The organism is Bifidobacterium sp. LH_230, from assembly GCF_056357555.1.
In genome coordinates, this window is record NZ_JBKEWJ010000036.1 from 1 (window position 1) to 16324 (window position 16324).

General features: G+C 62.1%; 8 protein-coding genes and 1 pseudogene. 7 read left to right on the forward strand and 2 right to left on the reverse strand.

Going from position 1 to position 16324, the window contains the following annotated elements:
• Positions 1–1147 precede the first annotated feature (1147 nt).
• A complete protein-coding gene (locus tag AC1A0G_RS11935; protein ID WP_476529972.1) occupies positions 1148–2416 on the forward strand; it encodes a class C sortase in 1269 nt (422 codons plus the stop codon).
• A gap of 1437 nt (positions 2417–3853) precedes the next feature.
• On the opposite strand, the pseudogene AC1A0G_RS11940 reads toward AC1A0G_RS11935, so the two are convergent.
• Positions 3854–5293 (reverse strand): annotated as a pseudogene (locus tag AC1A0G_RS11940) (alpha-amylase family glycosyl hydrolase); the annotation flags it as partial.
• 671 nt (positions 5294–5964) lie between these two features.
• On the opposite strand from AC1A0G_RS11940, the gene AC1A0G_RS11945 reads away from it, so the two are divergent.
• The 6 genes from AC1A0G_RS11945 to AC1A0G_RS11970 all read left to right on the forward strand — a co-directional run bounded on the left by AC1A0G_RS11945 (position 5965) and on the right by AC1A0G_RS11970 (position 14568).
• Positions 5965–7308: an extracellular solute-binding protein gene (locus AC1A0G_RS11945; RefSeq protein ID WP_476529973.1), complete on the forward strand. Its 1344-nt coding sequence runs from the start codon at positions 5965–5967 to the stop codon at positions 7306–7308.
• Positions 7309–7864: 556 nt separating this feature from the next.
• Positions 7865–9244 carry a carbohydrate ABC transporter permease gene (locus AC1A0G_RS11950; protein WP_476529978.1) on the forward strand — a complete coding sequence of 460 codons (1380 nt, stop codon included), beginning with the start codon at positions 7865–7867 and terminating at the stop codon, positions 9242–9244.
• A complete protein-coding gene (locus AC1A0G_RS11955; protein WP_214374088.1) occupies positions 9241–10137 on the forward strand; it encodes a sugar ABC transporter permease in 897 nt (298 codons plus the stop codon). The genes AC1A0G_RS11950 and AC1A0G_RS11955 overlap by 4 nt, the downstream gene beginning before the upstream one ends.
• 375 nt (positions 10138–10512) lie before the next feature.
• Positions 10513–12642 carry a type I pullulanase gene (gene pulA / locus AC1A0G_RS11960; protein WP_476529974.1) on the forward strand — a complete coding sequence of 710 codons (2130 nt, stop codon included), beginning with the start codon at positions 10513–10515 and terminating at the stop codon, positions 12640–12642.
• A gap of 215 nt (positions 12643–12857) precedes the next feature.
• Complete coding sequence (locus AC1A0G_RS11965) at positions 12858–13691, forward strand: HAD family hydrolase (RefSeq protein ID WP_476529975.1); 834 nt, start codon at positions 12858–12860, stop codon at positions 13689–13691.
• Between the two features lie 103 nt (positions 13692–13794).
• The gene (locus AC1A0G_RS11970) at positions 13795–14568 is read left to right on the forward strand and encodes a TraX family protein (protein ID WP_476529976.1); all 774 of its coding nucleotides are present in this window, start codon (positions 13795–13797) and stop codon (positions 14566–14568) included.
• A gap of 436 nt (positions 14569–15004) precedes the next feature.
• On the opposite strand, the gene AC1A0G_RS11975 is transcribed toward AC1A0G_RS11970, so the two are convergent.
• Entirely contained in the window at positions 15005–16057 is a 1053-nt protein-coding gene (locus AC1A0G_RS11975) for a LacI family DNA-binding transcriptional regulator (RefSeq protein WP_476529977.1), read from the reverse strand.
• Positions 16058–16324 lie beyond the last annotated feature (267 nt).

Genomic DNA, 16324 nt, shown 5'->3' on the forward strand with positions numbered 1-16324 from the left:
TCCAGAAGCCTGAGCGCCCTCGCCTGGAACTCCTTCGTATAACGAGTCTTTCCGGTCATGTTCCTAGTCTCCCATCAATGAGATAAAACACGGAACAAAAACCAGGTCACATCAATCACGCCAATGGTCTCTCTGACCTCTCTTGCGTGATGTTTTTGTTGGTAACTGCGTCTTGCTATCCCGAATATCACGCCAACTACCTCCGTTGCGTGATGTTTGGGATAGTAGCGGTGTCTTACTCGCCCGAATATCACGCCAATGCCCCTCTCGCGTGATATTTCTGCTAGTAGGCGATCCCTGCTATCCCGGATATCACGCCAATAGTCTCTCTGACCTCTCTTGCGTGATGTTTCTGCTAGTAGCGGCGTCCTACTCGCCCGGATGTCACGCGGCGGGTCGGTTGCGTGGCGTTATCGCCAGTAAAGGTACTCAACTCGCATGATTGTCACGCCTTGGCGTGTGCGGTTTCAGGGCGGGGTGCCCTTCCGCCTTCGTGCGGCCTTTTGCGTTGTTCTAAAGGGTGCTGATGATGCGATGCGGCGCGTCGCATGTTTGTCCGCAGCACTCCTGGAACGCAACGAGAACGAATTCCTTAACGGCTCCGATATCTGCAAATGGCGTGAGGAATGATTGCCGGTCTCACGGCTTGAGTGATGTCGGATCACGGGATGGCAGATGATCCTTCTTCTCCGTCCTGTGACCTAGATAGGGGCTGGTGGTGGGTTTGATGGTTCAGGATGAAATTTCAGGGGACGTTCTGTCATCGTGCCGATCCTAGGAGCCAATCCAGCATGTGCTTGTAGGACTCAATGGGCCGCATGGGAGCAACGACATTCGACTTCTCCTGCAGAATCCTCCTGCCGATTCAATTTTTTGCCTCATTGTGTTGTCAAATGAGGCAGAAAATATGACGATAATGTAGAAAACGACAGGACGGCTGCTGAAACGGATGCATCGCGGCGTGCGGCGTTGCTGTGGGGTGGGGAGTCGGGTATGTTGGTAGGGAGTGACGAGCGGTCGTGCTGTGCGGCGGGCGAAAGGGAGATTCGTCTGCGGGAGCGTGTGGTGCGGCGGCGCACGAAGCGGTGGATCTGGAGTTGTCCGCTTGGGTTAGGGCAAGTATGCGTGACGACGACGGAGGTGCGTGATGCGTGAGCGCGGGATGCGGACCGTGCGTGCGGGAGATGGTGAGGACGGCACGAATGCGTCAGGGCATGCCAAGGGCGTGACGCTCCCTCAGTCAGCTTCGCTGACAGCTCCCTCGGCCGAGGGAGCCGAGGATAGGAGAACGGAGCGTTCCGAGGGTGTGGCGCTCTTTCAGTCTGCCTCGCAGACAGAACCAGCAGTTACAGAGCCTTCGGCCGTTTTGTCGGCTCGCCCCCGCCTAAAAACGCCTCCGGAGTTTTCCTCACAGCTCAGTCCCTCAGCTGAGGGAGTCGAGAGGGGAATGGTGACCGAAGAAGCCGAAGGGGCCAAGGCAGCCGAGAAGCGGAGTCGTAGTTCGCGCGTCTTTGGCGTGTTGTCGGTGATCTTTCTGATTATCGGGTTTGTGATTATCGCGACGCCGTTTGTGATGCGTGCGGTCAACGAGTATGAGCAGAGTTCGCAGGTGTCGCAGACGCAGAGTGAGGTGGCCGGTTGGCCGTATCCGCAGGCGGAGAACATGCTGAAGGCGGCACGCGCGTATAACGAGCGGCTTGCGCAGTCGGGTCAGACGACGATCGGCGAGGTGCATGACCCGTTCTCCAGCAACGCGGGCCAGTCGTCGGCGTCGGGTGCGGATGATTCGCTGGCCGCGCGGGACAAGGAGTATCAGGGCCTGTTGGATACGGGTCAGGGTGTGATGGGTTCGATTCGTATCCCGAAGATCGATGTGAACCTGCCGATCTACCACGGCACGAGCGATGACGTGCTGGCGGTGGGTGCGGGTCACTTGTATGGCACGAGTCTGCCGGTGGGTGGTTCGTCGACGCATGCGGTGATCACCGGCCATCGTGGTTTGCCGAATTCGCTGTTGTTCACCCGGCTGGACGAGTTGAAGGTGGGGGATTCGTTCTATATCGACGTGATGGGTGAGACGCTGGGTTATAAGGTGGATCGGATCAGTGTGATCACGCCGGATGATTCGAGCAAGCTGCGTATCAGGCCGGGTGAGGATCGGGTGACGTTGATGACGTGCACGCCGTATGGCGTGAATTCGCATCGTTTGTTGGTGTCGGCGGTGCGTGCGGAGATCCCGAACGAGATCCCCGAGCCTGATGCGATCCAATCCGTGAACACGACCGCGTTGGCGTTGGCTGGCTTGCTGATTTCGTTCCTGTTGATCGTCTCGTGGGCGGTACTCGCCTCGCGTGCCCGCCGCAACCGCGAACAGTGGAAGCCACAACGTCACTCCACCCGCCGTCGCGCTCGGTAGCCGGCGTTGGTCGTAATGACCCTGCAGAGAACGTAGTTTGCAGTTGTAGGGCATCGCGTCAGCCGTACGCGATCGAGGTGTCGCTGAAGAATGGCTATTTCCAACGATTTCTGTGATTTAGTCGGTCGTGCTGCACGGTGATGCAACGCGGGTATGCCCTACGACTGCAAGATATGCCCGTAATCGCTTAGCCGAGGATGGCGAAGGGCTGCGGGGCGTGATCTGGTGCAGGATGCGAGGTGCGCGGGGCGGCATAGCGCGTTGTCACACTTTGACGAAACAGGGCCAAGCATGCGGAGTGTGGCGAGAAACGCTGTCACACTTTTGAATTGTGATGAGGTTTGTGCGTGGTGTGACAAACGGGTTGGGAAGAAGGATATGAGTGCTGCGAGAGATTGGCGGAATTCCGCGGTTTGTGATTTACCGAGATTGTCGCACATTGGATTTTTGAGATGTATTGTGCAGGGTGTGACGGATTTGGTGTCACACCCTGCCGGAATCCGCGTTTTTGCCGAAGTGTGACGCAGATTCCGGGGATTGTATTGTCTCGGGAGATGGCTGACACATGTTTTGGGGCATCGTTGGCATCCGTTATGCCTGTAGGAATGTCCGGCATATCTTCGCGGTGGAAGCCGTGGCGGGGCCTTGCGCTGTGGTGATGCGTTTCTCTTTGAGCCGGGCGCGGGGATGGATCTCTTCCTCGTTGTGAGCCTGAAGAAGAGATCCTGGCAGTTGGAATCCAGCCATTCCCAAGACCGTCAGCCATGCCCCGAGACACGCGGTGTCAGCTATCCGCTGAGACTGGACACACGGATTCCGGCAAGGTGCCGCGCTCGCAGGTCAGCCGAGGATGGCGAAGGACTGTGGGGGGAGTGTGAGCGTGGTGCCGGCGACGGTGGGATCGCCGAGCGCGAGTTGGATGGTGGGGGGCTGCGCAGTGAATGCGGGCGGGAGTGTGACCGTTTCGGTTGCGCGGCCGGGGTTCATGGCGATGAGGAGGGGAAGATTTCTCGACTCGCTGCGCTCGCTCGAAATGACAATAGGGACGTGCGTGTCTGGAATGGGCGCGTCCGGATTGATAGCGGGAGAGGACTCGCCCGAAATGGCGGGGGAGGTGGGGGCCTCCGGAATGTCGGGAGTGGGCTTGTCTGATGCGGCAAGAGGCGTGCGCAGGTAGGCGAAGGCGCGACCGGATTCGGGTGCGGCGACCGGCTCGAACGCCGCGTTGGACTGGAGCGCGGGGGAGCCGGCGCGCAATGCCAGCAGCGACTTGATCCAGTGGTACAGCGAGTCGGCACGGGCGGATTCCGACGCGACCGTTGGAATGACAGATGGCGATCCGAGGTCGGACGGTTCGGATTCCGCTGCGGGGGCGGCCGTGCGGTCATGAGTGGATTCGGCAGTGAGAGTGGTTGTAGACTCGCGGATCACGGAGTCACTGCCCGCAGATTCGACCGGTAGATACAGCGCATCGGCGGATGCGGAAGAGAATCCGAGGTTCGGCAGTTCGCCGTCCCACTGCATCGGCGTGCGGCTGCCGGTACGCGTGTAGCCGCCTTCCTTCGTGGGCAGGTCGCGGTATCGCATGCCGATCTCGTCGCCGTAATACACGAATGGACAGCCGGGCATGGTCAGCAGCATGCCGAAGGCGATTTTGCGCTCGCGTTCGGTCAGTCGCGGCGCGAACCGGCGTGTATCGTGATTGCAGGAGATCAGATCGAAGCGGCCGCCGACGCGCTCGCAGTCTCGTAGCTGCGGCAGGTACTGGTCAAGGAACGGCTTGATCGATGTGCCGGAATCCGCGTTGAAGTAGCTCAGATCACCATCGTGATCGAACGGGGCGTCGGTGTTGCGCAGCAGCATGTTGTAGCCGTTCGGCTTGCCGTCCCAACGCCAGTCGAGATAGAAGTCCATGTCGAAGCCGGCCTGCATGGACTCGTAGGGGCGACCCCATTCGGAGACGAACGCGGCGGCCGGGAATTCGGGGCGGATCTTCGAGAACATGTACTGCCAGGTGCGGATGGTGTACGGCTTGCCTTCGTCGTCGTGCTTGACGAGGCTGTCGGCCATGTCGACGCGGAAGCCGTCCGCGCCGCGAGACAGCCAGAAGCGCATGACGTCGACCATCGCGTCGCAGGTGGCGAGGGCTTCGGGGCCGAGCGCGGCGTGCTGCCAGGACTGGCGCGGGTGCGCGAAGCCGTAGTTGAGCGCGGGCTGGCATTTGAAGAAGTTGATGATGTAGGTGCCGTCGCGCGGGGTTTCGCCGCCGATGAAGGGCAGACCGTCGCCGCCGGCGATCCATGAGTCGGTCCAGATGTAGCGGGAGGCGAGGGTGGTGGGGTTGAGTGTGGTGCGTTCCTCGGGTGTGACGCTCCCCCAGTCACGACCTGCGGCCGTGACAGCCCCCTCAGCCGAGGGGGCCGAGGCCGCGCGGGGCGCGGCTTGAGAGGGGTTTGTATTGTTTTCGGCCGTTGTGTTGGCTTGGTTGTCGTCGCGTCCTTGCATGAAAACGACGTCGGTGTTTTCTTTGTGGCTTGGCTCCTCTGCTGAAGGGGTGTTGGATGTGGGCTGGGAGGAGACGCGGAACCATTCGTGTTCTTCGCTGGTGTGGCCGGGGACGAGGTCGAGCAGAACGCGGATGCCGCGTTCGTGGGCGGCGGCGAACAGGGCGATCAGATCGTCGTTGGTGCCGTAGCGGGGGGCAACGCGCGTGTAGTCGCGTACGTCGTAGCCGGCGTCCTTGAAGGGGGAGTCGAAGAGCGGGTTGAGCCACAGTGCGTTGCAGCCGAGATTGCGAACGTAGTCAAGATGGTCGATGATGCCGCGGATGTCGCCGATGCCGTCGCCGTTCGAGTCGGCGAACGACTGGGGGTAGATCTCGTAGAAGACGGCGGTGTTGAGCCAGGTGCGGGTGGTGGGAATGAAAGCGTTGTCGGGGGTGACAGCGTTGTCGGGTGTGACGCTCCCCCAGTCAGCTTCGCTGACAGCCCCCTCAGCCGAGGGGGCCGAGGCCGCGCGGGGCGCGGCGGTATTGTCATCTCGACCGGAGCGTAGCGGAGTGGAGAGATCTGTGGGGGTGGATGCGTCGGTAAGATTTCTCGACTTCGCTTCGCTTCGCTCGAAATGACAAGAGGAAGAGGCGGTGGGGATGACAGCGTTGTCGGGTGTGACGCTCCCCCAGTCAGCTTTGCTGACAGCACCCTCGGGCGAGGGGGCCGAGGGGGCGTGGAGTGTGGTGGGGGAGGGGGAATCGGGGGCTTCGGCGTGTTGCGTTTGGGTCATGACTGCAATCCTTTGCAATTCTTGCGGTTTAGCGTTATCAATGACATCGTTTGTCGTAAATAATTTTGCCACGGATTGCCAACGTTTGCAAAACCGTGCTATAGTGATAACCACTGATGCACTGCAAGGGAGTTGCACGAGGAACGCATTAGCCGTGAGAATCACGCCGATGTGAACGTATGCAATACCTAGCTCTGCAAAAGGGCTGCAACGTATGCAGTGCATAAGAGAAAACGCAACGATGTAAGTAAAGGAAAGGAAGATCGATGAAGATCAATTGGAAGAAGGCTATCGGCCTTACTGCTGCCGCCTCCATGCTGCTGCCGCTCGCCGCGTGCGGCGGCGAGACCGCCAACAACGCCGGCGGCGAGAACAAGACCTCCGGCACCACCGAGGTCACCCTGAGCGTCTGGGCCCCGCAGGAAGACCAGGCCAAGGGCAAGGACGGCTCCGAGTCCTGGCTGGCCCAGGTTGAGAAGAAGTTCGAGGAGGCCCACCCGGACTACAAGATCACGTGGAAGAACGACGTCGTCTCCGAAGCCGACGCGTCCAAGACCGTGATCGCCGATCCGGCCGCCGCCGCCGACGTCTACATGTTCGCGAACGATCAGCTGGGCACGCTGGTCAAGGCCGGCGCCATCGGCGAGCTGGGCGAGAACGAGGCCAAGCAGGTCAAGGAGCAGAACTCCCAGGTCCTCGTCGACTCCGTGACCGGCACCGACGGCAAGCTCTACGGCGTGCCGTACACCGCCAACACTTGGTTCATGTACTACGACTCCTCCGTCTTCTCCGCGGACGACGTCAAGAACTGGGACACCATGCTCTCCAAGGCCGCTGTCTCCTTCCCGATGACCAACGGCTGGAACATGGCCTCGTGGTTCACCAGGTCCGCCGACCTGACCTTCTTCGGCGACAACTCCAACCCGACCGACGCCTCCAAGGGCATCTCCGTCGACGTCGACAAGCTCACCGCGACGACCAAGTACCTCGTCAACATGGCCAACAACGCCAACTTCATCAACGACGACGACACTTCCGGTATGGACAACCTGAAGTCCGGCAAGGTCCACGCCTACTTCTCCGGTACGTGGAACGCCTCCGCCGTCAAGGACATCCTCGCCCCCGACAAGGATGAGGACGGCAAGGCCGACTTCGACCACTACGCCGCCGCGCAGCTGCCGAAGTTCACCGTGGACGGCCAGGAGTACCAGATGGACGCCTTCGCCGGTTCCAAGGCCGCCGCCTATAACCCGAACGCCAAGAACACCAAGGTCGCTTCCCAGTTCGCCGCCTTCCTCGGCTCCTCCGACGCCCAGAAGCTCCACTGGGATCTGCGCGGCGTGGTGCCGTCCGACAACTCCCTCGCCAACTACGAGGGCAACGGCTCCGACTTCGGCTCCATCGCCAAGGACCCGTCCGCCCAGGCCCAGATCAACACCATCGCCAACACCTCCATCCTGCAGCCGTCCATCGCGGCCATGAATGAGTGGTGGGACCCGGCCAAGGCCTACGGTGCTTCCATCGTGAACAAGGAAACCACCGTCGACAACGCCGCCCAGAAGGCCGCCGACTTCGCCAAGCTGCTCGCCTCGATGACGAAGACCAAATGATCGTGATCGCCGCCGGTCCCACACGCAACACAGACTCTGGTCCGGCGGCAATCATCCAAACAACACATAACTGAACATCCCGGAAGACATGTCATTTCGACCGAGCGAACGCGAGCGGAGAAATCTTCTCCCGATCGGTCTGCAAGATTTCTCGACTCGGCTTCGCCTCGCTCGAAATGACACGATATCCGACCGGGAACCAACTCTTGAGGGTCCGATAAGGTACGCCACTGCGGAGCGGATGTCACGAAACCGCGCAACCGCTCCGCAGCCTCAACCAACACAGCGGTTTCATCCAAAACTTACCTCTCCTCCTTCTCCTCCATTGCCGACAGAGTCCGGGCGCTGAATATGGTTCGGCACCCGGGCTTTATCGGTTCTACGGGGTGTGTGACGAAGGGGGAATACGCAAGACCATAGATCCGTTGGTAGCTTTTGACTACCCCTCAGTCAGCTTCGCTGACAGCTCCCCTAGCAAGGGGAGCCGAGGATGGACAAACAATACAAGGAGAGGCGGTAGGGTTTCATGACAACGGCAACCCTTTCCCCGCGGGAGATGAAGCGGCGCAAGCGCATGGGCGCCGACTACGTGGCTCCTTCGCCGTATTCGGTGAAGGCCGCGCTGACCCAGGGCGACGTGCTGACCAAGCTGTCGGCGGTCGTGTTCGGTCTGGGCAACCTCGCACACAAGCAAATCGTCAAGGGCCTGCTCCTGCTGGCCGGCGAGATCGCGTTCATCGCGTTCATGGTCACCAGCGGCGCGGGCTACCTCAGCAAGCTGCCGAGCCTGGGCACGCAGAAGCAGGGCAAGGTGCTCGTCGACGGCTACTGGGAGTACACCGCCGGCGACAATTCGGTCATCATCCTGCTGTACGGCGTGTGCTCGATCGTCGCGATCATCGCGTTCGTCTACCTGTGGACGCTCTCGCTGCGCTGCGCATACAAGGCCGAATGCCTCGCCAAGGCCAACGACGGCAAGGTGCCGTCCCTGATGGACGACATCGCCACCCTCAAGGACGCCAAGGCGCACGAACTGCTCATGTTCCTGCCGACGCTCGGCATCCTCATCTTCACCGTGCTGCCGCTGATCTTCATGATCTCGATGGCGTTCACGAACTACGACCACAGCAACGTCGTCCTGTTCGACTGGGTCGGCCTCGACACGTTCAAGCAGGTGTTCTCGGGCGGCGCGGGCGCCACCGTCAACGCGCAGCTGTTCGTGCAGGTGCTCATCTGGACGCTCGTGTGGGCGTTCTTCGCCACCTTCCTCAACTTCTTCTTCGGCATGTTCTTCGCGATGATCATCAACCGCAAGACCACCCGCTTCAAGGGCTTCTGGCGCGCGGTGTTCTCCATGTCGATCGCAGTGCCGCAGTTCGTCTCGCTGCTGGTCATGCGCACCATGCTGCGCCAGCAGGGCATCATCAACCGCATGCTCGAATCCGCCGGCCTGATCGACGCGCCGCTGCCGTTCCTGACCGACGCGACGTGGGCGCGCGTCACGGTCATCGTGATCAACCTGTGGATCGGCATCCCGTACACGATCATGCAGATCACCGGCATCCTGCAGAACATTCCGGCCGATCTGTACGAGGCCGCGCGCATCGACGGCGCGAACTGGTGGCAGATCTTCGTCAAGATCACCATGCCGTACATCTTCTTCGTCCTCACGCCGTACCTGATCACGACGTTCACCGGCAACGTGAACAACTTCAACGTGATCTACCTGCTCACGGCAGGCGACCCGGTACCGGTCGGCGCGTCCGCCGGCAAGACCGATCTGCTCATCACCTGGCTGTACAAGCTGACGGTCGACAAGGGCGATTACAACCTCGGTGCCGTGATCGGCATCATGACCTTCATCGTGCTCGCGGTGGTGTCGCTCATCACCTACCGCAGCTCCGGTTCCTACAAGAATGAGGAGGGATTCCGGTGAGTAATCACAGCATTCAGAAGGCCCAGTCGCACGGCCTGCTTCACGACGCGCGCAAGCGCCGCATCCTCGGCGACGTGCTGGCCCACCTGTTCCTCGCCGTGATGGCGGTCATCTGGATCATCCCGGTCGTGTGGGTGTTCGCGGAAAGCTTCAACCAGGACAAGTCGCCGTCGCAGAGCTCCTTCTTCCCGAAGGCGTTCACGCTCGACAACTACATCGAACTGTTCACCGACCGCACGGTCATGAACTTCCCGCGCATGTACATGAACACGCTGATCGTCGCATGCTTCGTGTGCGTGATCTCGATCTTCTTCGTGCTCTCCGTGGCGTACTGCATGAGCCGCCTGCGCTTCCGCACGCGCAAGACGTTCATGAACGTGGTGCTGATCCTCGGCATGTTCCCGGGCATCATGGCCGTGACCGCCATCTACTTCATCTTGAAGGCGATGGGCCTGACCGAGGGCAACACGTCGATCATCGCGCTGATTCTCGTGTACTCGGCCGGCACCGGCGCAGGCTTCTACGTGATGAAGGGCTTCATGGACACGATCCCGACCTCGCTGGACGAGGCCGCGATGCTCGACGGTTGCACTCGTTTGCAGGTGTTCTACAAGATCATCATCCCGATCTGCAAGCCCATGATCGTCTACCAGGCCATCATCGGCTTCCTGACCCCGTGGCTCGACTTCGTGATGGCGAAGGTCATCTGCCGCACGCAGACCAACTACACCGTCTCGCTTGGCCTGTGGCTGATGCTGCAGAAGGAGTACATCAACAACTGGTTCGCGAAGTTCGCGGCCGGCGCGGTGCTCGTCTCGATCCCGATCGCGATCCTGTTCATCGTGATGCAGCGCTTCTACCAGGAGTCGATGTCGGGTTCCGTCAAGGGCTGAGCCGTAACGGACAGTCCAGTGGACTGTCCGTAGGCTCAGCCTGAGCGAGCCGATAGGCGAGCGAAGGCAGGACTGATTTTCTTGGCCCCCTCGGCTGAGGGGGGCTGTCAGCGAAGCTGACTGGGGGAGCGTCAAAGCTAGGCGTCCCAATACGCTTGACTACCCCTCAGTCAGCTTCGCTGGCAAGGAGATCCAAGAAGAATCCCAAGGCTCCTCTCTCCGTGGGGAGCTGCTGAGCGACACATCCGGAAGTAAAAGTAGAGTTCACACGCATAGCCGCTTTCGGCTGCGTCTCGCTCGGCGGCTCCCTCTGGGGAGGGGAGCCTTGCCGCGCCTTGGCGCACATATCCGTACATCTTACGAAAGGAAACCACGATGGAGCAGCTTGCTGACGCCCCGGCCGTGGCCGCAGGCACGCCCGCCGAACAGGCCCAGCCGTGCCCGGATTACCCGGTCTACACCGGCGGCGACCTCGGCGCGTTCCCGGATGCCACCGGCACCACGTTCCGCGTCTGGGCGCCGAGCGCCAGCGGCGTCACGCTGCGTCTGTTCACCAGTGGTTCCGCGGTCGAGGACGCTGCGAACGCTATCACCGATCACGGCAGCGATCGCACCTCCGTCCGCGCATCCGGTCGCACCGCTGCCAACGATGGCATGACCGCGGCCGACGAAACAGGTCCGATCGCATCCGTCGATCCGATCGAAACGCACGAACTGACCCCCGGCGCGAACGGCACATGGCTCGTGCGCTGCGACGGCGTCGGTCACGGCACCTACTACGACTATCTCGTCCGCTTCGCCGACGGCACGATCAACCGCACCGCCGACCCGTGGGCCCGTGCGGCCGGCGTCAACGGCCGACGCAGCATGGTCGTCGACCTTGCCCAGACCGATCCCGAAGGCTGGGAACACGACGTCCGTCCGCGCATCCCCACCAACGATCTGGTCATCTGGGAAACGCACATCGGCGACTTCAGCAACGATCCGCACAGCGGCATCCCCGCCGATCATCGCGGCACCTATCTCGCGTTCACTGACAACGACAGCAGCGTTGACAACGCTGGCAAGTTCCCGACCTGCGTCGCGTATCTCAAGCGGCTCGGCATCACCGCGGTCCAGCTCATGCCGTTCTACGACTACGGTTCGATCGACGAATCGCTGCCGCGCACCGACCCGAAGCACGGCTTCAACTGGGGCTACGACCCGCTCAACTACAACGTGCCCGAAGGCTCGTACAGCACCGACCCGTTCCACGGCGAGGTCCGCATCCGCGAATGCAAGCAGATGATCCAGGCGCTGCACGCGGCCGGCATCAAGGTCATCATGGACGTGGTCTACAACCACATGTTCTCGACCGACAACTGGTTCGAGCGGATGATCCCCGGCTACGCGCTGCGCCGCCGCGCCGACGGCAGCTTCGCGAACGGCTCGGCCTGCTCGAACGACGTGGCCTCCGAGCGCGCGATGATGCGCAAGTACATCGTCGATTCGGCCGTGTACTGGGCGAGCGAATACCACGTCGACGGCTTCCGGTTCGACCTGATGGGCCTGATCGACGTGGACACGATGAACGCGGTGCGCGCGGCGCTCGACGCGCTGCCGGACGGGGCTTCGATTCTTATGCATGGCGAACCGTGGGCGGCCGGTCAGACCGCGCTGCCAGCCGGCGTCGTGCTCGCCGACAAGCGCGGCATGCCGTACCTCGACCCGCGCATCGGCGCGTTCTGCGACTCGACGCGCGACGCGGTGCGCGGCCACATCTTCTACCACTGGGTGCCCGGCTACCTGACCGGCGCGGCCGCCGACTACGCCGAGGACATCCGCCACGCCGAGAACGGCTGGCGTGGAACACTGCGTGAAACGGCAAGCGTGGCGCAGGTCATCCAATACGTCTCCGCGCACGACGATCTGACCCTGTGGGACAAGCTGTGCGCGGTCATGCGGCGCATGCCCAACGAAACCGACTACGCGGCCGAGGACCCGTCGTGCGACGATCTCATGCGCGCGAACCGGCTCGCTGCGGGCATCATCTTCTCCGCGGCCGGCGTGCCGTTCCTGCTCGGCGGCGAGGAATTCGCGCGCACCAAGCACGGCAACTCCGACTCGTACTGCAGTCCAGCGTCGCTCAACCAGCTCGACTGGCAGCGCGCGGAACGGTTCAGCTCGCTGGTCGACCATTACGCGACGCTGATCCGGCTGCGGCGCGGCAATCCCGCGTACTTCGGCGACGCGCGCATGATCGTGCCGCGCGTGGACGAAGTGGTCGTGTTCCGCGTGGGCGACGACTGCATCGCGATCAACCCGACCGGCAAGGCGCAGACGCAGCTGACCGTCGATCTCGAGAAGCCCGGCCCGTATGGCGAGGTCGCGCCGATCGCGCCGTACGAGTGGACGTGCATCTACTGTTCGGCCGGCGTTTCGTCCGATGAGACGCCCGGCGCAGTGGACAACCGGCGACTGCCGTTGCCGCCGTACAGCTTCACGGTCTGGCGGCGCAAGCGCTGAGCGTGACTGGATTCGGCTGAGTGTGATCGAGCTTGGTCGAGTTTGTCTGAGCACGGGTTTGCTAGTTTGGGCGGATTGCCGTCTGCCTCATTCTTGCTCCCCCCTTGTCAGGGGGAGCTGTCAGCAACGCTGACTGAGGGGGCGCAATGCTTGGCGCCTTTGAACCCGGCGATACACACCGATCTGCTGAATGCCGATCGCTACGGAAGGGGCTGATGATGACGCGATCGCGATACAACGCGGTGCTGTTCGACCTGTACGGCACGTTGGTGGACATCCGCACCGACGAGACGTCCGACGCGGCGTGGAACGCGCTGCGCGACGCGTTGGTCGAGGCCGAAGCCAACCGGGGCGCGGCGAACTGGGGCGGCGGCCGCGGCGCGCTGTTCTCGGACACGATCGGCGGCATGCGTTCGGCCCGGCCCGGTCTGCGCTCGTGGCGCGAGTGCGATGCCGCGGCAGTGCGTGAGGTGTTCGATACGGTCGCGGCCCCGATCCGGACCAAGGCGATCGCCGCATACGGCGAATGGGCGGAACCCGACCTGCTGCCGGTGTACGCGTCGATGGCCGGCGTCGGCATCTCGTCGCAGGCGTCGCGGCTGGCGTGGACGTTCCGCCAGGCCAGCACCAGCCTGTTGCGCCTGTACCCGGGCGCGCTGCAACTGTTGGGGGACTTACACAAGGCCGGCTTGCGCGTGGTGCTCGTGAGCAACGCGCAGGCCTGCTATACGCGTCCCGAACTCGTCAAACTCGGCCTGAACCGCATGTTCGACCGCATCGTCATCTCCAGCGAGGAAGGCATGCGCAAGCCGTCGCCGGAGATCTTCCTGCGCGCGCTGGCCCGCGAAGGTTTGCAGGCCGACCGTGCGATCATGATCGGCAACGACGAACGATCCGACATCCTCGGCGCGCGATCGGCCGGCATCGACGGCATTTATCTGCGCACTGAAATCTCCCCGGCCGACGATCCGGCCGTCAGTCAGCACGCCGTGCAATCGTTCGCAGGTGCCGATTATGCTGGAATCCTACGGTTCCTCGGACTGCGGTAGGTGAGCCAGCTGCGACGTTCCGCCGCCGGGAATCATCGAGACGACTGACTGGCACGTGCCGCGATCGATGGGTCGCGTGCGTACGGCCGAGGGAGGAATGTCCATGAACGACATCGAGATGGCGAAGATCCGGCGCGAGTCCGGCGAAACCAAGCGACGCCGGGGACTGAGCGTGTTCCGGCTCAAGGTGATCGGCGCGGTGTTCATGGCGCTGTCGGTCGCGTCCACCACCGTCGTCCCGCTGATCTTCGGTGCGCCCACCGCGGACAACATGACCGGCCTGACCGCGGCGGTCGTGTGCGAAGTCGCGTCGTGGTGCGCGGTGCCGATCTACTCGTGGCTGGTCTACAACGGCTGGCAGCACACGCGCAATCGTATGCAGTACGCGGGCCGGCTGTTCGTCGTCGCGATGCTGTGCGGACTGCCGTACGACAGGATCATGACCGGGCAATGGTTCGATGCGCACACGCACAACCCGGTGTGGGGACTGTTCTTCGCGTACGTGGTACTGGTGGCGGTCGACTGGATCGCGCGGCATTACGCGGGATTCGTGCGGTGGCTGATGACCGTGGCGCTGATCGTGGCGGGCGTGCTGTGGAACGTGATGCTGCAGATCGGCGTGAGCCAGCATGTGATGTACACGGGGGTGCTGGCGATGGCGTTCGTGCTCGTGTTCTATTTCCTGTCGTCTCACGAAAACACGATGATGTTCACGGCCGGACTGCTGGGCGCGGTGATGTGCATTACGCCGGGTGTGGGCGTGGCGTTCCTGCATTACCGCAACGACCGGCTCGGCTATGCGCGGCCGTGGACGAAGTGGGTGTTTTACGCGCTCTACCCGGCGATGCTGCTGGCCGGCGCCCTGCTCGCGGCGTGATGTTTGTGATAGTGAGGGTGTGGTGCTAGCAGAAATATCACGCTAAGAGGATGGTTGGCGTGATGTTCCTGCTAGCAGACTCCAGATATTAGCCGAAACATCACGCCAGATGGCCTCTTTGCGTGATGTTTTTGATAGTGAGGGTGTGGTGCTAGCAGAAATATCACGCTAAGAAGGTGCTTGGCGTGATGTTCCCGCTAGCAGACCCCAGATACTATCCGAAATATCACGCCAGATAGGCTTCTTGCGTGGTGTTTTTGATAGGACGGTCTGGATGCTGGCAGAAATATCACGCAAAGAAGGTGCTTGGCGTGATATTCCCGCCAGCATCTGGGGTCTGCTAGCGGAAATATCACGCTAAAGGGGTGGTCGCGTCCGGTGCTGCCCACTTGCGGAGGGAAAGCGGGCGGAAACGGACGCAACCCGACCAGGCCGGTCAGGCGACGGGGGTGTCGGACGGCTCGATGCCTTCCGGCGCGAACGGCGCGTCGGTGCCACGCAGCACGAGCTGCGCGTCGACCACCTCGTGCGGGGTGATGAGCGGTTCTCCGGCGATGAGCTTCAACGCCTTGGTCGCCGCGGTGCGGCCCATGCCGTACGGGTCCTGGCGCATGGTAGTCAGGTTGATCGTGTCGGCGTTCGGGCTGTCGTCGAAGCCGATGATCGAGTAGTCGCGCGGCGTGAAGTGGCCGTAGCGGCCGAGCTTGATGACCAGCGGAATCGCCATCATATCCATCTGGCAGCAGATCGCGTCCGGGAACTCGTCCAGCGACAGCAGCGCGGACAGCGCGGAATCGGCGAACGCGGCGCCGCGCGGCACGGTGAGCACCTGCCAGTCGAGATCGTGGCGGGACTGCGCGTCCTCGCAGGCGCGGATGAAGCCGCGCGTACGCGCATCGATCGAAGAGTCGATGGTCGCCGCCTCGGAGGACGGGTAAACGATGTGACGGTGCCCGAGGCTGATGAGGTGCTGCGTGGCGGTGTACATGCCCTTTTCGTCATCGATGCTGATGGTCGCGTCGAAGCCCTCGATCGACGGCGTGTTGATGCCGATGATCGGCACGTGGATGCGCTTGAGCTGCTCGACCTCGTGCGGGTCGATGGAGAACGATGCGACGAACACGGCGTCCACGTTGCGGCGGATCGGCAGTTCGCTGAAGAACTCGTGCCGGTTCTCCGGCGTATCGATGTGCTGGAACAGGGAGATGTCGTAGCCGGCCGGGTGCACGATCGATTCGATGCCGGCGAACACCTGCGTGTTGAACCAGCTGGTGATCTCCTCGTTCATGAGCATCGCGACGCGGTACGTCTGGCAGGACTTGAGCGCGGTGGCCGAACGGGAGATGTTGAAGTCGAGCTTGTCGGCGATCTCCAGCACCTTGCGGCGCGTTTTCGCGGAGACCAGCTCCGGCCTGGTGAATGAGCGGGAGACGGTGGAAATGGAAACGCCGGCGGCCTTCGCCACCTCGTAGATATCGGCCTTGCTCACGGTGCCCTCCTCTGATGATGCTTGGTACGCCTGACGTTCCCCACTGCTGACGCCCATCGTCTGGCAATGCTACTCCGTCGCGGTCTACGTTGAAAACAAAGTTGGTTCTATCATACACTGCAAACGTTATCGCGTTTTGCATACGACGTGCCTCACGTTTTTTGAGCGCGTAGGGTGTGGTGGTGCCTCATCGGGAATGAGCGCGAACGGTATCGGTCCTGTTTGGCTTGTCTTATGGAAGACAGGATCAGCATGGCGACGAAGCGG

Bases quoted from the DNA above. Each gene is read 5' to 3' on its own strand.
- pulA (WP_476529974.1), top strand. From the start codon at position 10,513: ATGGAGCAGCTTGCTGACGCCCCGGCCGTGGCCGCAGGCACGCCCGCC.
- AC1A0G_RS11935 (WP_476529972.1), top strand. From the start codon at position 1,148: ATGCGTGAGCGCGGGATGCGGACCGTGCGTGCGGGAGATGGTGAGGAC.
- AC1A0G_RS11950 (WP_476529978.1), top strand. From the start codon at position 7,865: ATGAAGCGGCGCAAGCGCATGGGCGCCGACTACGTGGCTCCTTCGCCG.
- AC1A0G_RS11945 (WP_476529973.1), top strand. From the start codon at position 5,965: ATGAAGATCAATTGGAAGAAGGCTATCGGCCTTACTGCTGCCGCCTCC.
- AC1A0G_RS11970 (WP_476529976.1), top strand. From the start codon at position 13,795: ATGAACGACATCGAGATGGCGAAGATCCGGCGCGAGTCCGGCGAAACC.
- AC1A0G_RS11965 (WP_476529975.1), top strand. From the start codon at position 12,858: ATGATGACGCGATCGCGATACAACGCGGTGCTGTTCGACCTGTACGGC.